Origin of the sequence: Polynucleobacter sp. Fuers-14 (assembly GCF_018882045.1) — a bacterium.
Classification (GTDB): domain Bacteria; phylum Pseudomonadota; class Gammaproteobacteria; order Burkholderiales; family Burkholderiaceae; genus Polynucleobacter.
Genome location: NZ_JACVPG010000001.1, coordinates 70,988 through 88,355 on the forward strand (window position 1 = coordinate 70,988; position 17,368 = coordinate 88,355).

23 protein-coding genes are annotated in these 17,368 nt (G+C 45.5%); 20 read left to right on the top strand and 3 right to left on the bottom strand.

Going from position 1 to position 17,368, the window contains the following annotated elements; all coding sequences use genetic code 11:
- Nucleotides 1–23: 23 nt before the first annotated feature.
- The 5 genes from ICN40_RS00435 to hisD are packed head-to-tail and all read left to right on the top strand — an operon-like array spanning nt 24 to nt 4,422.
- Complete coding sequence (locus tag ICN40_RS00435; RefSeq protein WP_216241246.1) at nt 24–812, top strand: ABC transporter permease; 789 nt, start codon at nt 24–26, stop codon at nt 810–812.
- A 33-nt stretch (nt 813–845) separates the two neighbouring features.
- Nucleotides 846–1,094, top strand: coding sequence for a BolA family protein (locus ICN40_RS00440; protein ID WP_216241248.1), 249 nt, complete (start codon nt 846–848; stop codon nt 1,092–1,094).
- Nucleotides 1,095–1,150: 56 nt separating this feature from the next.
- Nucleotides 1,151–2,425 carry a UDP-N-acetylglucosamine 1-carboxyvinyltransferase gene (gene murA, locus ICN40_RS00445; protein WP_216241250.1) on the top strand — a complete coding sequence of 425 codons (1,275 nt, stop codon included), beginning with the start codon at nt 1,151–1,153 and terminating at the stop codon, nt 2,423–2,425.
- Nucleotides 2,426–2,445: 20 nt separating this feature from the next.
- On the top strand, nt 2,446–3,072 hold the full coding sequence (gene hisG / locus ICN40_RS00450; protein ID WP_072582096.1) for an ATP phosphoribosyltransferase: 627 nt from the start codon (nt 2,446–2,448) through the stop codon (nt 3,070–3,072).
- Between the two features lie 27 nt (nt 3,073–3,099).
- Complete coding sequence (gene hisD / locus ICN40_RS00455) at nt 3,100–4,422, top strand: histidinol dehydrogenase (protein WP_216241253.1); 1,323 nt, start codon at nt 3,100–3,102, stop codon at nt 4,420–4,422.
- A 35-nt stretch (nt 4,423–4,457) separates the two neighbouring features.
- On the opposite strand, the gene hisC is transcribed toward hisD, so the two are convergent.
- Nucleotides 4,458–5,525, bottom strand: coding sequence for a histidinol-phosphate transaminase (gene hisC / locus ICN40_RS00460; RefSeq protein WP_216241255.1), 1,068 nt, complete (start codon nt 5,523–5,525; stop codon nt 4,458–4,460).
- Nucleotides 5,526–5,641: 116 nt separating this feature from the next.
- Here hisC and hisB point away from each other — a divergent pair, with 116 nt between their 5' ends.
- From hisB to hisF, 4 genes are read left to right on the top strand one after another with little or no spacing between them, the layout of a single operon-like run.
- A complete protein-coding gene (gene hisB, locus ICN40_RS00465) occupies nt 5,642–6,229 on the top strand; it encodes an imidazoleglycerol-phosphate dehydratase HisB (RefSeq protein WP_215321305.1) in 588 nt (195 codons plus the stop codon).
- 51 nt (nt 6,230–6,280) lie between these two features.
- On the top strand, nt 6,281–6,937 hold the full coding sequence (hisH, locus tag ICN40_RS00470) for an imidazole glycerol phosphate synthase subunit HisH (RefSeq protein WP_216241257.1): 657 nt from the start codon (nt 6,281–6,283) through the stop codon (nt 6,935–6,937).
- Between the two features lie 17 nt (nt 6,938–6,954).
- Nucleotides 6,955–7,716, top strand: coding sequence for a 1-(5-phosphoribosyl)-5-[(5-phosphoribosylamino)methylideneamino]imidazole-4-carboxamide isomerase (gene hisA, locus ICN40_RS00475; protein ID WP_216241258.1), 762 nt, complete (start codon nt 6,955–6,957; stop codon nt 7,714–7,716).
- Entirely contained in the window at nt 7,716–8,474 is a 759-nt protein-coding gene (gene hisF, locus ICN40_RS00480; protein WP_216241260.1) for an imidazole glycerol phosphate synthase subunit HisF, read from the top strand. Before hisA ends, hisF begins: the two co-directional genes overlap by 1 nt.
- 9 nt (nt 8,475–8,483) lie before the next feature.
- Here hisF and ICN40_RS00485 read toward each other — a convergent pair whose 3' ends face one another.
- Entirely contained in the window at nt 8,484–8,876 is a 393-nt protein-coding gene (locus ICN40_RS00485) for a type II toxin-antitoxin system HicB family antitoxin (RefSeq protein ID WP_216241262.1), read from the bottom strand.
- Between the two features lie 149 nt (nt 8,877–9,025).
- Here ICN40_RS00485 and hisI point away from each other — a divergent pair, with 149 nt between their 5' ends.
- The 8 genes from hisI to tatC all read left to right on the top strand — a co-directional run bounded on the left by hisI (nt 9,026) and on the right by tatC (nt 12,549).
- Nucleotides 9,026–9,415 carry a phosphoribosyl-AMP cyclohydrolase gene (gene hisI, locus ICN40_RS00490; RefSeq protein WP_216241264.1) on the top strand — a complete coding sequence of 130 codons (390 nt, stop codon included), beginning with the start codon at nt 9,026–9,028 and terminating at the stop codon, nt 9,413–9,415.
- 83 nt (nt 9,416–9,498) lie between these two features.
- Entirely contained in the window at nt 9,499–9,762 is a 264-nt protein-coding gene (locus tag ICN40_RS00495; protein WP_374222771.1) for an antitoxin, read from the top strand.
- Nucleotides 9,762–10,157, top strand: coding sequence for a type II toxin-antitoxin system VapC family toxin (locus tag ICN40_RS00500; protein ID WP_216860693.1), 396 nt, complete (start codon nt 9,762–9,764; stop codon nt 10,155–10,157). The genes ICN40_RS00495 and ICN40_RS00500 overlap by 1 nt, the downstream gene beginning before the upstream one ends.
- A gap of 16 nt (nt 10,158–10,173) precedes the next feature.
- Nucleotides 10,174–10,575, top strand: coding sequence for a phosphoribosyl-ATP diphosphatase (locus ICN40_RS00505; RefSeq protein WP_216241268.1), 402 nt, complete (start codon nt 10,174–10,176; stop codon nt 10,573–10,575).
- A gap of 23 nt (nt 10,576–10,598) precedes the next feature.
- Complete coding sequence (locus ICN40_RS00510) at nt 10,599–10,955, top strand: histidine triad nucleotide-binding protein (protein ID WP_216241270.1); 357 nt, start codon at nt 10,599–10,601, stop codon at nt 10,953–10,955.
- A gap of 16 nt (nt 10,956–10,971) precedes the next feature.
- Nucleotides 10,972–11,193, top strand: a complete 222-nt coding sequence (tatA, locus tag ICN40_RS00515; protein ID WP_216241272.1) for a Sec-independent protein translocase subunit TatA — start codon at nt 10,972–10,974, stop codon at nt 11,191–11,193.
- Between the two features lie 57 nt (nt 11,194–11,250).
- Nucleotides 11,251–11,727, top strand: a complete 477-nt coding sequence (tatB, locus tag ICN40_RS00520) for a Sec-independent protein translocase protein TatB (RefSeq protein ID WP_216241274.1) — start codon at nt 11,251–11,253, stop codon at nt 11,725–11,727.
- A gap of 30 nt (nt 11,728–11,757) precedes the next feature.
- On the top strand, nt 11,758–12,549 hold the full coding sequence (gene tatC, locus ICN40_RS00525; RefSeq protein ID WP_216241276.1) for a twin-arginine translocase subunit TatC: 792 nt from the start codon (nt 11,758–11,760) through the stop codon (nt 12,547–12,549).
- Here tatC and ICN40_RS00530 read toward each other — a convergent pair.
- On the bottom strand, nt 12,525–13,988 hold the full coding sequence (locus tag ICN40_RS00530; protein ID WP_216241278.1) for a tetratricopeptide repeat protein: 1,464 nt from the start codon (nt 13,986–13,988) through the stop codon (nt 12,525–12,527). The genes tatC and ICN40_RS00530 overlap by 25 nt on opposite strands.
- Nucleotides 13,989–14,196: 208 nt before the next feature.
- On the opposite strand from ICN40_RS00530, the gene ICN40_RS00535 reads away from it, so the two are divergent.
- The 3 genes from ICN40_RS00535 to ICN40_RS11880 all read left to right on the top strand — a co-directional run.
- Nucleotides 14,197–15,636, top strand: a complete 1,440-nt coding sequence (locus ICN40_RS00535) for a porin (RefSeq protein ID WP_216241280.1) — start codon at nt 14,197–14,199, stop codon at nt 15,634–15,636.
- Between the two features lie 160 nt (nt 15,637–15,796).
- Nucleotides 15,797–17,179 (top strand): porin, encoded by a 1,383-nt coding sequence (locus ICN40_RS00540; protein WP_216241281.1) that lies wholly within the window; start codon nt 15,797–15,799, stop codon nt 17,177–17,179.
- 122 nt (nt 17,180–17,301) lie between these two features.
- Nucleotides 17,302–17,368, top strand: a 67-nt coding sequence (locus ICN40_RS11880) for a transposase (RefSeq protein WP_223146579.1), incomplete at its 3' end; no start/stop codon positions are given.

Here is a 17,368-nt window from a genome sequence, read left to right on the forward strand (position 1 = left end):
AACATTATGTCGGGGAGCGCACAATGAAGCATGGCCTCAATCGACCTACCCTAGAGTACGGCAGCGGTTTCCCAACTCTATTGTTTAAGGAAGTAAAGCGCTTTTATAAAGTGGCTTTTCAGACCGTAGCTGCGCCAGTACTGACAGCAGTGCTTTATCTCATGATCTTTGGCCATGTCCTTGAGGGTAGGGAAGTTTATGGACGCTTAAGTTACACAGCCTTCTTAATTCCTGGTCTTGTGATGATGAGTGTTTTGCAAAATGCTTTTGCAAATACTTCATCTTCTTTGATTCAATCTAAGGTCACTGGTAACTTAGTGTTTGTTTTGTTGGCTCCCCTAAGCCATTTCGAGTTTTACTCTGCTTATATTTTGGCTGCAGTATTTCGGGGAATTGTTGTGGGACTGGGCGTTCTATTAATTACCATCTGGTTCGCAACACCCACTTTGGAATATCCATTATGGATTTTGACGTTTGCTTTCTTGGGTGCGGCAATTTTGGGAAGTCTTGGCTTGATAGCGGGTATCTGGGCTGATAAATATGACCAGTTAGCCGCTTTTCAGAACTTCATCATCATGCCCGCAACGATGCTGTCAGGCGTCTTTTACTCCATTCATTCCTTACCGCCAGCGTGGCAAGCAGTGTCACATTTCAATCCGTTCTTTTACATGATTGATGGTTTCCGTTACGGCTTTTTTGGGATTTCGGATAACTCCCCTTGGAGCAGCTTAGTGATTGTCTTCTGCTTCTTTGTGGTTGTGTCAGTCATTGCTTTACGCCTATTACAAAACGGCTATAAGCTGCGTTATTAATTGTTGAAAACCCAAGTTTGATTAGGAAAAGAAATGCTACCCACCCCAGAACAGATTGAAGGCTATATCAAGCAAGGGCTAGCCTGCACCCACATTCAGGTTGAAGGCGATGGCCAGCACTTTTTTGCAACCATCGTGAGCCCTGAGTTTGAAGGTAAGCGTTTGGTGCAACGCCACCAATTGGTATACGGTGCAATGGGTGATCGCATGAAGGCGGAAGTCCATGCCTTATCAATCAAAGCATTTACACCTGAAGAATTTGCACAAAATTCAGCAGTATAAAAATTACATCATTACGCATTACAAATTAATAAATCAGCTTTTACTGGAATCGTTTCATGGATAAATTACGAATGGTTGGCGGCACTCCTCTCAATGGAGAGGTAGTCATTGCTGGCGCTAAAAATGCCGCATTGCCCATTCTGTGCGCTTGTCTATTGACTGATCAACCAGTTGTATTGCGCAATGTTCCTGATTTGCAAGATGTGCGTACTATGCTCAAGCTTTTGCAAGAAATTGGTGTAATGGTTGATTTTCCAAGTGCTGGTGATCGTAGTCACATGGTGTTGAATGCAGCGGTTATCAAAAGTTCAGAAGCGACTTATGAGATGGTGAAGACCATGCGCGCCTCTATCTTGGTGCTTGGCCCGCTTTTGGCCAGAATGCATAGCGCAAAGGTTTCATTGCCGGGTGGTTGCGCAATTGGCGCACGTCCAGTAGATCAGCACATCAAAGGCTTGAAGGCGATGGGCGCGAGTATCAAGATTAAGAGTGGCTACATTCAGGCGGAAACCAAGCCTCAGTCCGCTCGCTTGCAGGGCGCCTCTATCTTGACCGACATGATTACGGTGACCGGTACTGAGAATTTATTGATGGCTGCTACTTTGGCATCGGGTACAACCATCTTAGAAAATGCTGCACGCGAGCCTGAGGTTGGTGACTTGGCTGAATTGTTGGTCAAGATGGGTGCGAAGATTTCAGGCATTGGTAGTGATCGGCTAGTGATTGAGGGAGCAGAAAAACTTCATGGTGCTGAGCATTCGGTTATTCCGGATCGCATTGAAGCGGGCACATTCTTATGTGCAGTAGCTGCCACTGGTGGGGAAATTACAGTCAAGTACTGCCGTCCTGATACCTTGGATGCGGTAATCGTGAAATTGAAAGAGGTTGGTCTGCAAATGGAGATCGGCCCTGACTGGATCAAGGCATCCATGCAAGGTCGCCCTAAAGCAGTTAATTTTCGAACATCTGAATATCCTGCCTTCCCAACTGATATGCAGGCGCAACTGATGACGGTAAATGCCATTGCATCTGGCAACTCCACTATTACGGAGACGATTTTTGAGAATCGCTTTATGCACGTACAAGAGCTCAATCGTTTGGGTGCCGACATTGCTATTGAAGGAAATACGGCGATTGCTCAGGGAGTTGAAAGGCTCTCAGGCGCAATTGTCATGGCTACGGACCTGCGTGCCTCAGCCAGTTTGGTTATTGCCGGATTGGCGGCCCAGGGCGAAACCCAGGTAGACCGGATTTACCACTTAGATCGTGGCTATGACCGCATGGAGCAGAAGTTAACCCTCTTAGGCGCCAATATTGAACGCGTGAAGTAAGGCTGATGGATAATTAGTCCATGAAATTGACTTTAGCCCTCTCCAAAGGGCGAATATTCGAAGAAACTGCAGAGATCTTATCCAAGGTCGGCATAGTGCCGCTGGAGGATCCTGAGAAGTCACGCAAACTCATTATTGAGACCTCTAATCCAGATGTTCGTCTCATTATTGTTCGCGCCTCAGACGTGCCTACTTATGTGCAATTTGGCGGCGCTGATTTTGGAGTTGCTGGATTGGATGTATTGATGGAAAAAGGGAGCGATGGCTTGTACGTTCCTTACGACTTAGATATTGCCAAGTGCCGCATGTCTGTCGCGGTCCGCGAAGGTTTTGATTACGCTGCTGCTGTAAAGCAAGGTTCCCGCTTAAAAGTGGCCACGAAGTACGTCAATTGCGCGCGCGAACACTTTGCCAATAAAGGTGTGCACATTGATACGATTCAACTGTATGGCTCAATGGAGCTCGCACCTTTGGTGGGCTTGGCAGATGCGATTGTGGATCTAGTCTCTACTGGCAATACGCTCAAAGCGAATGGCTTAGTTGAAGTTGAGCCGATTGCCGATATTAGCGCGCGCCTAGTCGTCAATCAAGCTTCATACAAGCGCAAGCGAGCTCAGCTACAACCTATTTTTGAGCTACTGAAGTAATAGTAGCTAGAAGAGAAGTCTTCCCTCATGCCTTCAAACATTAACGTAAAACGCCTCAATAGCAAGGATGCAGGCTTCAGAGAAATTCTGTTGTCGAGCTTGTCCTTGCCGTCTGCTGATGATGAGGCGATAGATGCTGCAGTAGTGAAGATTTTGGCAACTGTTAAAGACAAGGGTGATGAAGCGGTTCTAGGCTTTACAAAACAGTTTGATCGCTTGAGTGTGGCCAGCGTTTCTGATTTAGAGATTCCTCGCAAAGATTTGGAGCTGGCTTACAACTCTTTATCGGCAGAGCAAAAAAATGCTCTCGATATTGCTGCGCAAAGAGTGCGCGCTTATCACGAGAAGCAAAAGATTGAAGCAGGTTGCCACTCTTGGGAGTACGAAGAGAAAGATGGAACACGTCTCGGTCAAAAAGTAACTCCATTAGATCGTGTTGGTATTTATGTGCCAGGCGGTAAGGCAGCTTATCCATCATCCGTGCTGATGAACGCTATTCCCGCAAAGGTGGCGGGTGTTGCCGAAGTGATTATGGTGGTGCCTACTCCTGATGGTGCGCGCAATCCTTTAGTTTTGGCGGCAGCTTATCTTGCTGGTGTAGATCGCGTCTTTACGATTGGCGGCGCTCAGGCAGTTGGCGCCTTAGCCTACGGCACTAAAACCATTCCTTCGGTTGATAAGATTGTTGGACCTGGCAATGCCTATGTGGCTGCAGCCAAGCGCAGAGTCTTTGGTACTGTTGGCATCGATATGATCGCTGGCCCATCAGAAATCTTGGTTCTTTGTGATGGATCTACTCCTCCGGATTGGGTTGCAATGGATCTGTTTTCTCAGGCAGAACACGATGAGCAGGCGCAATCGATCCTGCTCTGTCCAGATGCTCGATATATTGAGCAAGTCCAAGCAAGCATCAACAAGCTCCTCCCAGAAATGCCAAGAGCAAAAGTGATTGAAGCTTCACTCACAAATCGCGCCTTGTTAATACAGGTAAAAGATATGTCTGAGGCCTGTGAGATTGCTAATGCGATTGCTGCTGAGCACTTAGAGATTTGTGCTGCTGATCCACGTCAGTGGGCTGACCTAATTCGTCATGCTGGCGCTATCTTTATGGGCAACTACACTAGTGAATCCTTAGGCGATTACTGCGCCGGCCCTAATCACGTTTTACCGACTGCACGCACGGCACGCTTTTCTTCACCATTGGGCGTGTATGACTTTATCAAGCGCTCCAGCATGATTGAAGTCAGTGAAGCTGGAGCTCAGACCTTGGGTGCTGTTGCTAGTACGCTAGCTCACGGTGAGGGCTTACAAGCCCATGCACGTGCAGCTGAGATGCGCTTAAAGAAGTAAGCGCGTAATAAACCTGCGCTTACTTCTTAAGAAACTTAATGCAGGATTTCTTTTAAAGCAGCGACAAGTTCATTGCTTTGTTCGTCTGTGCCAATCGTAATGCGCAAGAACTCTTCGATGCGTGGTGATTTGAAGTGACGCACGATGATGCCGCGATCCCGTAATGCTTGATATAGCTTTGCACCAGCATGGTTTGGGTGGCGAGTGAAAATAAAGTTTGCAGTCGAAGGCAGGGTTGCAAATCCAAATGCATCGAGTTGCTCAATTAACTTTGTACGAGTTTGAATTACCTTGGCTGAATTTGCTTCTAGGTGCGCTTGGTCCTCAATGGCTGCAACCGCACCAGCTTGAGCAAGGCGTCCTAAGGGGTAGGAGTTAAAACTATTCTTAACTCGCTCCAAGCCCTCAATCAAGGCTGGATGACCAACCGCAAAGCCGACACGCAGACCAGCCAGAGCACGTGATTTGGAAAGCGTGTGTACTACTAACAAATTTTCTGGACAGTTGGCACCACGTAATAGTGGAATGCAAGATTCAGTCCCGTAATCGACGTAGGCTTCATCAATAACAACTACTGAATCTTTGTTGCGCAAGAGCAGCGCTTCAATTTCTGAGCGGGGGATCGATCTACCCGTTGGGGCATTGGGGTTTGGGAAAATAATTCCGCCGTTAGGAGATTGGTAGTCAGCAGTTTTAATCTCAAAATTTTCGTCTAAGGGAACTATTTGGGCATTAATTCCAAAAAGTTTGCAGTAGACGGGATAGAAGCTATAGGTAATGTCTGGAAAATGCACTGGTTTACTTTGCTTGAGTAAACCAGCAAAGACGTGCGCCAACACTTCATCAGAGCCATTGCCTACAAAGACTTGATTTGCATCTAAGCCATGTAATTTGGCGATGGCTTGTTTTAAGGCTGTACCTTCTGGATCAGGATAAAGGCGTAAATCCGTAGTATTTTGAGCTTCAATAGCAGCAAGCGCTTTGGGCGATGGGCCATAAGGACTCTCGTTGGTATTGAGTTTTACCAGCCGCTGCATTTGCGGTTGTTCCCCTGGAACATAGGGGGTTAGGGTTTGAACAACGGGGCTCCAAAAACGGCTCATGAGGGTTCTCAGGTCAAAAATCGGGATAAAAGTGCAGTGATATCGATATTTAAATCTCTTCTAGGAATGATATTATGAGGCTTCAATCAACACTTCGCCTCGCGGCGCAATGAAGCATGCGGCAAGCCGACGTCACCCGAAACACTTCGGAAACCAAAATTCAGATTTCCATCAATCTAGATGGAACAGGTAAGGCTGAGCTAGCCTCCGGGGTTCCTTTTCTAGACCACATGCTCGATCAGATTGCGCGTCACGGCATGATTGACCTCAAAGTGGTTGCAAATGGCGACACCCATATTGATGATCACCACACCGTTGAAGATGTGGGAATCACGCTAGGTCAGGCTTTTGCCAAGGCAGTGGGCGATAAAGCGGGTATTACTCGCTATGGCCATTCCTATGTGCCTCTTGATGAGACCCTTTCTCGCGTAGTGATTGATTTTTCTGGTCGTCCAGGTTTGGAATTCAACGTTCCATTTACCCGTGCACGCGTCGGCGACTTTGATGTAGATCTCAGCATTGAGTTCTTCCGTGGTTTTGTAAACCACGCTGGAGTAACTTTGCATATCGATAATTTGCGCGGTATTAACGCACATCATCAAATTGAAACTGTGTTCAAGGCTTTTGGTCGCGCTTTGCGTATGGCCTTGGCGGTTGATCCTCGTGCTTCAGGCGCCATTCCTTCAACTAAAGGAAGTCTGTAATCTAGACTCCCCACGGTTGCTCAGAAGACAACAGTAGATAACGGGTAAATTTTGGCGCAAACCATTGCGATCGTCGACTATGGAATGGGTAATCTCCGTTCCGTATATCAAGCATTTCATCATGTTGCACCTGATGACAATGTATTGATTGCTCATCAGCCTGAAGAGATCCATGCCGCAGATCGCGTCGTTTTGCCTGGTCAAGGCGCTATGCCAGATTGCATGAAGCATTTGGAAGAATCCGGATTATTGGATGCCTTACTGGAGGCTTCAAAAAGCAAGCCGCTGTTAGGGGTCTGTGTAGGCGAGCAAATGCTGTTTGATAGAAGTGCAGAGGTGCGCGCTACCGAGCAATGGACGCCTTGTTTAGGCTTGATTCCTGGGGAAGTGCGTCGTTTTGAGTTGGTTGGTAAAAAGCAGCCAGACGGCTCCTCATATAAAGTCCCTCATATGGGCTGGAACCAAGTGCGCCAAGACCGAAAGCATCCGCTTTGGGATGGGATTCCAGACTTAACGAGCTTCTATTTTGTGCATAGCTACTATGTTGTGCCGCAGCGCAATGAAGATACGGCTGGCTCTACTGAATATGGCGATTGGTTTACTTCTGCTGTGGCGCGAGATAATATTTTTGCAACTCAATTCCATCCAGAAAAAAGTGCAGAATACGGTTTAAAGCTTTATAAAAATTTTGTTTCTTGGCAACCTTAATATTCTAACCATTCGCTATGCTGCTGATTCCCGCAATTGATCTTAAAGACGGCCACTGTGTTCGACTCGAACAGGGTGATATGGATAAAGCTACGGTGTTTTCAGAAGACCCTGGCGCAATGGCCGCGCATTGGATTAGCAAGGGTGCTCGACGTTTGCATTTGGTAGATCTCAATGGCGCATTTGCTGGCAAGCTCAAAAATGAGGCTGCGATTAAATCGATCCTCAAAGCAGTTGGTAATGAAATCCCTGTCCAACTTGGTGGTGGGATTCGTGATCTTGAAACTATTGAACGTTTATTGGATGACGGTATTAGCACTGTCATCATTGGTACGGCAGCCGTGAAGAATCCCGGCTTTGTGCAAGATGCTTGCACAGCATTTCCAGGTCATGTGATGGTTGGTTTGGATGCGCGTGATGGCAAAGTAGCTACTGATGGTTGGAGCAAGATTACCGGTCATGAGGTGATTGATCTTGCCAAAAAGTTTGAAGATTGGGGTGTAGAGGCCATTATCTATACCGATATTGGGCGGGATGGCATGCTCAAGGGCGTCAACATCGAAGCCACAATCAAGCTGGCGCAAGCCATTCGTATTCCGGTAATTGCCAGTGGCGGCCTCTCTAATAATCAAGATATTGAAGCGCTTTGTAAAGCTGAAGAAGAGGGTGTCATGGGCGTGATTGCGGGACGCTCAATCTACGCTGGCGACCTTGATCTTGCAGCCGCTCAAAAATATGCCGATGAGTTAACCCTCAAGTACGCAAAGAAAATCATCTAGTGTTAACCAAGCGAATTATTCCCTGTCTTGATGTCACTGCAGGGCGCGTTGTTAAGGGTGTGAACTTTGTAGGCTTGCGTGATGCGGGCGATCCCGTCGAAATTGCAAAACGGTATGACACACAAGGCGCTGATGAGCTGACGTTTTTAGATATCACCGCTACTTCTGATGGGCGCGATCTGATTTTGCACATCATTGAGGATGTTGCTTCACAAGTATTTATTCCCTTGACTGTTGGTGGTGGTGTTCGTGCAGTTGCGGATGTGCGGCGCTTGCTCAATGCCGGCGCAGATAAAGTGAGTATGAATTCCTCCGCGGTTGCCAATCCAGATTTAGTTTCCGATGCTGCTGCTTATTACGGCTCTCAATGCATTGTGGTGGCGATTGATGCCAAGCAAACCGAAGCGGGCAATTGGGAAGTGTTTACCCATGGGGGTAGAACTGCGACCGGAATGGATGTAGTCTCATGGGCTACTGAAGTGGCTAAACGTGGTGCAGGCGAGATTCTTTTAACTAGCATGAACCGCGATGGCAGCAAGGATGGCTTTGATTTGGCTCTAACAGCCGCAGTAAGTGATGCAGTTTCTGTTCCCGTGATTGCCTCTGGTGGCGTTGGTAATTTGCAGCATTTAGTCGATGGCATTACTAAGGGCCATGCAGATGCAGTATTGGCAGCTAGTATTTTTCACTATGGCGATTACACCGTCGGGCAGGCAAAAGAATATATGGCAGCCCAAGGCATTCCGGTTCGGATTTAGTTGGTGTTCTTAAGCGCTAATCGCCATATGCGCGATAAAGGCGGAGCGGTTTTCACCAGCGGATTTGGCCTTAGCATCTAATCTTGCCAGCACTCTTTTTGGTAAAGAGATATTTACTCTTTCGATATCGTCCGACAGTAATGCCGGGTCAATCTCAGCAATTGCCCATATATATCCTTTGAACTCTTTCTTCTTTTGTAGATCGTTAATAGAGCTGGGCTTTGGTATATCTTCGCCCGCGTCTAATGCAGCTTCAATCCAAAGCCCAATCGCTTCTTTGGCATTCTCAATAGCCTCATCAATTCCGCTTTCAGCGGCAGAAAAGCAGCCTGGCATGTCGGGAATAATTACACCCCACGCTAACTTATCTCCACCCGGTTCAATAGCAATTGGATATTTCATCCTAGTCCTTCTGTTGACATACGAATTTTAATTTATACACACAGTACACACAACTGAGAGAAGTGTCCATGAAATAGTGGGGTCTTTTTGGCAGACCCTAGAAACTCGTTATTTGCTTGGCGCAAAACAATTCTGTCAAAATTGGACAAATGTCAGATACGAATAAAAACTCACAAGACCAGGCCTTATTAGAGGCAGTGACTTGGAATAATCAAGGCCTAGTACCCGTTATTGCACAAGAAGTGGGTAGTGGCGATGTATTAATGATGGCCTGGATGAATCGCGATGCTCTTTTGGAAACCATCCGCTTGGGTGAGGCTGTCTACTGGACTCGTTCTAGACAAAAGCTGTGGCACAAAGGTGAAGAATCTGGCCATACTCAAAAGGTGAGAGAAATTCGCTTGGATTGTGATGGGGATACGATTTTGCTGATGGTTGAGCAAAAAGATGGCATTGCTTGCCATACGGGTGAGCATAGTTGTTTCTTTCGGGAATGGGATTTAGTGAGCTCAAATTGGCAAAAGATCAGTAAAAACTGACCCAAGTAAATATTTATAGGCTTTATTTCCACCTGGTAATCGTTTAGACTGGTATATATTTTGATATATACCAAGGGGCTAGGATGATGGGTCTAACAGCAAAAATCTTTATGAATGGGCGTAGTCAAGCAATACGATTGCCTGCAGCCTTTCGTTTTGAAGAAAAAGAGGTTTTTATTCGGCGCGATGCTGATACTGGGGATTTAATTCTTTCCAGAAGACCTGAAAACTGGGATAGTTTTTTCTTGGCGCTTGCGAGCACGGATGTTCCTTTGGATTTCTTAAGCCCTGAAGATCGAAATCAAGGTTCGCAAGATCGAGATCCTTTTGCTGGAGTCAATGAGTGATGAGATATATGCTCGATACCAATACCATCAGCAGCCTCATTAAGAAAAACCCAGTAGTAAGCAGAAAAATTGCCAGTGTTCCTATGGAAAGACTATGCTTGTCAGTTATATCTGAAGGTGAAATTCTCTATGGTTTGGCAAAAAAGCCAAATGCAAGGAACTTACATTTGGTTGTACAAGAGTTTTTGAAGCGAGTGAATGTTTTGGTTTGGGATACTGATGTTGCGGAGCATTATGGGGTTTTAAGGGCCCAGTTAGAGGGTAATGGAAATTTACTAGGCCCTCTTGACATGCAAATTGCAGCACATGCTTCTCAGCTCGGGGCAGTTTTAGTAACGAATGACCAAGCTTTTAAAAGGATTCAGAAGCTAAAGGTAGAGGATTGGACTGTATAGTCTGAAAAACTTATTTATGGACAAAATATTGAATTCAGACAAAAAAATTGAATCGGGTTTAACCCATTTAGCCGATGTAGTTGATCAACGTCGTGATGCATTTAAGGCGGGTCAAGCAGACCCCAAAACTTCATATACCGCTTTGCTCTTTTCAAAGGGTGATGACGGGATCTTGAAAAAAATTGGCGAAGAAGCGACTGAGGCTGTGATGGCGGCAAAAGATGCGCGCAATTCCAATTTGGCGGCCGATCAACAAAAGCTCTTGGTCAGCGAAATGGCTGATTTGTGGTTTCACTGCTTGATTGCTTTGTCTCAATTTAACCTGCGCCCGGAAGATGTTATTGCCGAACTTGATCGTCGCCTGGGAACATCCGGTATCGAAGAGAAGGCGGCTAGAAAAGCTACTGGTAAAGAGTAAGCACGGATAAATACGATAAAAGTATGTCACACGATCCTAATTGCCTGTTTTGTAAGATTTCTCAAGGCTTAATTCCCTCTCAGAAAGTCTATGAGGACGAGGAAATCTATGCTTTTAAAGATATCAGCCCGGCAGCACCTATCCATTTTCTAATCATTCCTAAAAAACATATACCCATGTTGGAGTCATCTGAAAGCATAGATACCCCTTTGCTGGGTAAAATGATGGAATTAGTACCGCGTCTTGCCAAAGAGCAAGGGTGTCGTCCCGGTAAGGATGGCGGCTTTAGGTTGATGGTGAACAATGGTGCGGATGGTGGGCAGGAGGTTTATCACTTGCACTTACATGTGATGGGCGGTCCCCGCCCCTGGAAAAAATAATCCAAGGAGATTAAAGATGGGTTCATTTAGCATTTGGCATTGGTTAATTGTTTTGGTGATTGTGATGATGGTATTTGGTACCAAAAAATTACGTAATATTGGCCAAGATTTGGGTGGAGCCGTGAAGGGCTTTAAAGATGGTATGAAATCTGCCGAAGAGCCCAAGGAACAAATTCAGCAAAGTGCTGCGGCAGCAGAAAAGACGGTTGATGTTCAGGCTAAAGACATTAATAAATAACTAGCAAATAAATAAAGCGCGATAGAAACTCATGCTGCATTTAAATAACTGCGTTAAATGATTGATCTCGGAGTTTCAAAACTTGCACTGATTGCTGTGGTTGCTTTGGTGGTTGTCGGGCCCGAGCGTTTGCCAAAAGTGGCACGTATGGCGGGTAATTTGTTTGGGCGTGCACAACGTTATATGGCTGACGTCAAGTCTGAGGTCAATCGCCAGATGGAGGTGGAAGAGTTTAAAAAGTTTCGAGAAGAAACTGCTGCCACTTTGAAAGAAGTTGAAAATAGTATTGGCTCTGCCGCTCAAGAGGCGGGAGCTAATTTAAGCGATCAAGCGGATATTTTTTCAACCAGTTTTGAAAAGCCACCGCTGGATGAGAAGGAGGTACTCCGCAAAACTAAGCGGCAAGGCCGCAATAGCTGGGGTGTGCGCCGCGCGGCAAGACCGCTTTGGTTTAAGCGTTCTGCTGGTATTCGTACTCGGGTGCAGTCTGGCGCTGCTAGGATGAAGCGCTTTCATCATAGCGCTAGTAAATAAGAATATTAAAAAGAATAAAAATCATTACGCATGACTGAAAATAATTCAACTGAAGATTCAGGGTTGCAAGAATCTTTTCTATCGCATTTATTTGAATTACGTGACCGCGTGATTAAAGCAGCGCTCGCAATCATCATTGTTTTTATTTGCCTAGTTTATTGGGCGCCTGATATCTTCCATTTATTTGCGCAGCCACTATTAGAGGCTTTACCTGCTGGCGGCAAGATGATTGTGACCGATGTAACGGGCTCATTCTTTGTGCCGATGAAAGTCACTATGTTGGTAGCATTCATCATTGCATTGCCAGTGGTAATGTATCAACTATGGGCTTTTATCGCGCCCGGTCTTTACCTTCATGAAAAAAAACTCATCCTCCCTTTGGTGGTTAGCAGCTACACCTTATTTATTATTGGAATGGCATTTGCTTACTTCTTAGTATTCCCGACAGTTTTTAAGTTTATGGCTAGCTATAACGCTCCCTTGGGTGCTGAGATGTCAACCGACATTGATAATTATTTGAGTTTTGCCATGACCACCTTCTTGGCATTTGGTATTACGTTTGAAGTGCCCGTAGTGGTGGTTGTATTGGTACGTATGGGTTTGGTGCCTTTAGCGAAGCTGAAAGAAATTCGCCCCTATGTAATAGTGGGTGCTTTTGTAATTTCAGCAGTGGTTACCCCACCAGATGTACTCTCTCAGTTATTACTAGCAGTGCCTATGACTTTGCTTTATGAAATAGGTTTGTTAGTGGCGCGCCTTTATGTGCCAAAAACTTCTGAAGAAGACTCAGCCACCGATCAATCTACTCCTGCTTCTACTTGATTCTTAGAAAAAGTGTCGGTTAACCAATTGGTGATTCGATCAAAGCGATAACGCCTTTGTCGTAAGTTGCCCTCAAGATCGATCTCTGAGCCCGCAAATGCCTTGCCAGCTGCCAAAATGGCGCGACGTTGCTGGATGGTTTCAATCTGAATCAATCTGGGCAAGATCTTCGGTAACTCCCAGCGAATATCCACCATCACACAATGCTCATGTTGTAGCTGACCCATTTCGCAGAGTAATAATTCAGCTTTGCTGAAATTGAATTGATTTGCGATGACGATGCGGTGGCAAAGTAGTAGCCAATCTTCATCCAGCTTATGTTCAGCATGGTGATTAATCGCTTCCTCAGCGCATAGTGCCAGATCAAACCATTGATTCGCTTTGGGGTTTGGGCAGCACTCCAAAATTTTGCCGAGTAATTCTTTTGCCTCTGGCACTCCTTGTTGATGTGCTTGCCATATCCAATAAGAGGCTTGTAGACCGCGAACCTTTTCCTCGCTCTTTTCACGCTTGCGCCAGAGATTGGCGCCTTTGCGTAATTGAGCTTGTGCGTGACCTAGATCTGCAGCGCGATCGAAGCAGCGATCGCTTTCCGCAGCGTTATAGCCAGAAAATTGGGGGCGACGATAAATTTCACCAAGTGCATACCAGGCATCCCGATCGCCATCTTTGGCAGCAAGCTCTAACCAATGCGCCGCCTTCTTGAGTGATGCGTTGGATTTGTTTTCCTCCGTTGTTGCTCTTCCATCAAGTTGTGCAAGACGCAAACCTAGAGTGAGTTTTGCAATAGTTAATCCAAGTTCTGCAGCTTGAGTCAATGCATCTTCGTTTTGCTCATCAAGCCAAACTTTCCACAGGGAGGAGAGAGCTTCATTCTTGGGCTGCAGTTTGATGATTAATTCTTTTGCGTTCGTTGCAAAAGCAGAGTCGCCATCAGCAAGTTCTTGAAGGTATTGTTTGGCAAGATCTTGAAGTCCAGCAAAATCTAAGGCAGCAATCTTTTCTATATGTGGTGATTTTTTCTTCTTTTTAACCCACTCTACTAGTTGGGATTGAATTTCGTTATTAATGGGATTAATTAATAAACTCACTAGCTGCCATTTGGCTGCTATCTGAGATTTGAGATCATGCCCGTTCTCAGCCAAAGTCCAAAAAGAGTTCCAGCCAAACTCAAAAGCAGGAGAGGCAAAGGTTTCTGCTAGTGGAATTGAAGCCACTCGGCCTAAAAGATCCATCATTGCAGAGTCACCTGAGCTTTTCTCTTTAAACCCTTGATTTACAAGGGTAAGATAGGATTTCTCTAGCCAAATTAGGGCGTTAGTGGGTTGGATTGGGGTTTTAAAGGCGCCTGTAAGATATGCAGATGCCAGCTTTTGTTGTGCAGAAACATCACCTAAACGTGCAGAACTGAGGATTTTTAAGAATTCGCGACTTGCCATATGACAATTTTGTCATCTAAGGGTCTTAAAAGACAGAAATCAAAACTCTTGTTGCCGAGATACAACGAAGAAAACCAAAAAACTACCTTTTGACAAGCAAAAAGAGCTCCTAAATACCCTGACCCCAAGTCTAGTGGGGCAATGGAAGCAAAATTCATAGGTCCCAGTTTTATTTGGGCATTACTTTTAATTTTTGGAGATTTAAAGAATGAAAAAATCGCTATTAGCAATCGCAGCAATGACAGCATTTGCTGGCGCTGCTCAAGCTCAGTCCAGCGTAACCGTTTACGGCTTGTTGGACGTTGGCATCATGGGTCAAAGCAATTCAAACATGTTGAACGGCTCTACTGGCGGTACTTCTGCTGGTTACGGTGGCTCAGGTAGTACATCTGCTCCACGTAATGGTAATTCTTTTGGCTTTATGCAAGGTGGCGAATCTGCCAGCCGTTTGGGCTTCAAAGGCATGGAAGATATCGGTGGTGGTTCTAAAGTGATCTTCACATTAGAGCAAGGTGTTAACACTGATAACGGTTCACAGTACGCGACTGGTTTAGCAGGTAATGGTAAAACAACTGTTGGCATGGGTAACATGTCTAACACTGGTGACTCTTCAAACCAAGGTCAATTGTTTAACCGCGGCGCATTCGCTGGTGTACAAAATGACAAATGGGGCACATTGACATTAGGTCGTCAACAAACTTTGATGTTAGACAACATCGGTGGTTATGACCCAGTTAACGCACAACAGTTCTCACCTTTAGCTTTCTCCGGTCAATTCGGTGGTGGCGGTACAACTGACAATGCACGTGCTAACGGCGCATTGAAGTTAAAAGAAAAAATCATGGGCTTTGATGTAAATGCCCTGTATGCACCTGGTGGCTATGCTGGTAACAACGGCGTTGGTACACGTTTAGAAGGTCAAATCGGTTACGAAACTGCTAAGTGGGGCGTACAAGCTCTGACTTCTTACCAAGAAGATGCAACAGCATTGTCAGGCGTAACTTATGGTTCAGGCCTTGGAGTTGGCGCCGTCGTTCCTGGTAATACAACAGCAGCCTCATCAACAGCAGCAGCATCAGCAACCCCAACAACCGCTGGCACAAACCAAGTTAATGCAACTGTATACAACACACGTTCAGCAACTTTGACAGCTAAGTGGGCACCAATGGATAAGTTGTGGTTAAAAGCTGGTTTCCAGTATCAAAACCTTGGTGTACCTTCAAACTTCCAGTACGTTTCTGGTCAGCCAGTATTGCCTAATGGTAGCGGCTTTAGCGTGTTCTCATACACAGCAGCAACAGCACCACAAATCAAGAATACTTTCTGGTTAGGTGCTAACTATGACTTCACACCAGCCATTAAGGGTTCTTTAGGTTACTACCAGCAAAATACTCTCCAAAATGGTGCGGGTGCAACACAATCAACAGCAGCTACAACTGGATCACTTAATGGTAGAACTACTTTCATCTCTGCGATGGCTGAGTACTACTTGAGCAAGCGTACTAACTTGTACGCAGCTGCTTCACAAGTGAACTTTACTGGCTCTACAGCATCTGTTTCACAAGCAGGTAGCACCTCTAATGGTATTCAACAATCTACCATTAACCAGCAGTTCACATACGGTTTAGGTATGCGTCACACTTTCTAATTTAACGTAGGTCTTGCGCCTACCTAGATTTAGAAATGTAGTGAGTAACATCTAGCTGTAAATGTAATAAGAAAACCATCACACGCAAGTGTGGTGGTTTTTGTCTTTTAACGGATCCTAATTTCTTGATATTGGTCAAGGGATTTCAATTAAGTACTTTATGAAAAAATTAAATAAATTCGCCTTAGCTGCTAGTTTTCTTTGTGCAGCAGGAGTAGCAAAAGCACAATCTAGCGTAACGGTTTATGGCTTGTTGGACGTAGGTATGGTGGCTCAAACAAATGCCGGTAACCTCAATGCTTCCACCTGGGGTAACTCTGGTTCGCCAATTAACTACCCCGGCGTTAAAAACGGTAATGTCTTTGGATTTATGACGGGTGGTGAGAGTCAAAGTCGCTTGGGCTTTAAGGGCTCTGAAGATTTGGGCGGTGGTACAAAGACAATCTTCTTACTAGAGCAAGGCTTTAGTGCCGCAACTGGCGCAAGCGCAAGTAACGGAATGGCTGGTAACGGCTCCTCAACCAGTGCAGCTCAAGGTGGCGATAACGCGCTGCAAGGAATGCTGTTTGGACGTGGCGCATATGCTGGCCTAAGCAATGAGCAGTACGGTACATTGACACTGGGGCGTCAGCAAGGACTCATGTTGCAAAATATTGGCAGCTATAACCCAGTCAATGCGCAGATGTTTTCACCGATTGCTTTCTCGGGAACCTATGGTGGTGGTGGCTATACGGATAATGCGTATGTGAGTGGCGCCATTCAATACGCTAAAAAATACAATGGTTTTAATCTCAAGGCCATGTATGCACCTGGTGGTGTGGCAGGCAATAACTCCGCTGGCACTACTAGTGGCTTTCAGTTAGGTTACGAAGAGGCTAAGTGGGGTGTGCAAGCCATTGCTACCCATACTACGGATGCGACTAAGTTAACTGGTATTACCTACGGTACAGGACTGTCTACCTCAGGGGGCACTGTTGTACCTGGCAACGCATCACCAGCTACATCAACATCAGCAGCATCGACAATCCCAACAACTGCTGGAACCAATCAAATTTTAGTTACCTTAGCAAATACCTCGGCGTTGCAACTGACTAGTAAATTTCAGGCTACAGATAAATTAATTCTCAAGGCTGGATATGAGCGTATGTTTATTGGTACGCCAAGCAACTTTCAGATGTACTCTGGTTTGCCAGTATTGCCCAGTGGATTTTCTATTGCTAGCTGGACCCCCAATAGAAATAATTACAGCATCAATGTGTATTGGGTAGGTGCTAACTATAACTTTACTCAATCCTTAATTGGTTCGATTGGTTATTACTATGCAGGCACACAGCAGTCAGGTACACAGCTTAGTGGTGTGCAGCAGTTTCAGTCTGCAATGCTTGACTACTATATGAGTAAGCGTACTAATTTGTATCTAGGCATTGGTAACGTGAACACATCAGGTTCTAATGTTCAGCCATTACCAGCAGGCAGCATGTTGAGTGGCAAGACGGTTAGCACACAGCAGACTTACGGAGTAGGTATGCGTCATACTTTCTGATAGGTGCCATGTGATGTAAAACGATTGAAGGTAAAAAAGCCTACCGTGAATTTACGGTATGAATCGCTACCACTTCTATAGACACTTTCTAGCCTAATATTTAGTCTATTAGGAGGTGTGTAATGAGTACAAGAAGACGGTTTACTGAAGAGTTCAAGTTAGAGGCAGTCAAGCAAGTCGTTGAGCGAG

Coding starts and splice junctions, on each gene's coding strand:
- tatA (WP_216241272.1), top strand. CDS start 10,972: ATGGGTTCATTTAGCATTTGGCATTGGTTAATTGTTTTGGTGATTGTG.
- tatB (WP_216241274.1), top strand. CDS start 11,251: ATGATTGATCTCGGAGTTTCAAAACTTGCACTGATTGCTGTGGTTGCT.
- tatC (WP_216241276.1), top strand. CDS start 11,758: ATGACTGAAAATAATTCAACTGAAGATTCAGGGTTGCAAGAATCTTTT.
- ICN40_RS00435 (WP_216241246.1), top strand. CDS start 24: ATGAAGCATGGCCTCAATCGACCTACCCTAGAGTACGGCAGCGGTTTC.
- ICN40_RS00535 (WP_216241280.1), top strand. CDS start 14,197: ATGAAAAAATCGCTATTAGCAATCGCAGCAATGACAGCATTTGCTGGC.
- ICN40_RS00500 (WP_216860693.1), top strand. CDS start 9,762: ATGAGATATATGCTCGATACCAATACCATCAGCAGCCTCATTAAGAAA.
- ICN40_RS00440 (WP_216241248.1), top strand. CDS start 846: ATGCTACCCACCCCAGAACAGATTGAAGGCTATATCAAGCAAGGGCTA.
- ICN40_RS00530 (WP_216241278.1), bottom strand. CDS start 13,988: ATGGCAAGTCGCGAATTCTTAAAAATCCTCAGTTCTGCACGTTTAGGT.
- hisA (WP_216241258.1), top strand. CDS start 6,955: ATGCTGCTGATTCCCGCAATTGATCTTAAAGACGGCCACTGTGTTCGA.
- ICN40_RS00485 (WP_216241262.1), bottom strand. CDS start 8,876: ATGAAATATCCAATTGCTATTGAACCGGGTGGAGATAAGTTAGCGTGG.
- hisB (WP_215321305.1), top strand. CDS start 5,642: ATGCGGCAAGCCGACGTCACCCGAAACACTTCGGAAACCAAAATTCAG.
- hisD (WP_216241253.1), top strand. CDS start 3,100: ATGCCTTCAAACATTAACGTAAAACGCCTCAATAGCAAGGATGCAGGC.
- hisI (WP_216241264.1), top strand. CDS start 9,026: ATGTCAGATACGAATAAAAACTCACAAGACCAGGCCTTATTAGAGGCA.
- ICN40_RS00505 (WP_216241268.1), top strand. CDS start 10,174: ATGGACAAAATATTGAATTCAGACAAAAAAATTGAATCGGGTTTAACC.
- hisG (WP_072582096.1), top strand. CDS start 2,446: ATGAAATTGACTTTAGCCCTCTCCAAAGGGCGAATATTCGAAGAAACT.
- hisC (WP_216241255.1), bottom strand. CDS start 5,525: ATGAGCCGTTTTTGGAGCCCCGTTGTTCAAACCCTAACCCCCTATGTT.
- ICN40_RS00495 (WP_374222771.1), top strand. CDS start 9,499: ATGATGGGTCTAACAGCAAAAATCTTTATGAATGGGCGTAGTCAAGCA.
- ICN40_RS00540 (WP_216241281.1), top strand. CDS start 15,797: ATGAAAAAATTAAATAAATTCGCCTTAGCTGCTAGTTTTCTTTGTGCA.
- murA (WP_216241250.1), top strand. CDS start 1,151: ATGGATAAATTACGAATGGTTGGCGGCACTCCTCTCAATGGAGAGGTA.
- ICN40_RS00510 (WP_216241270.1), top strand. CDS start 10,599: ATGTCACACGATCCTAATTGCCTGTTTTGTAAGATTTCTCAAGGCTTA.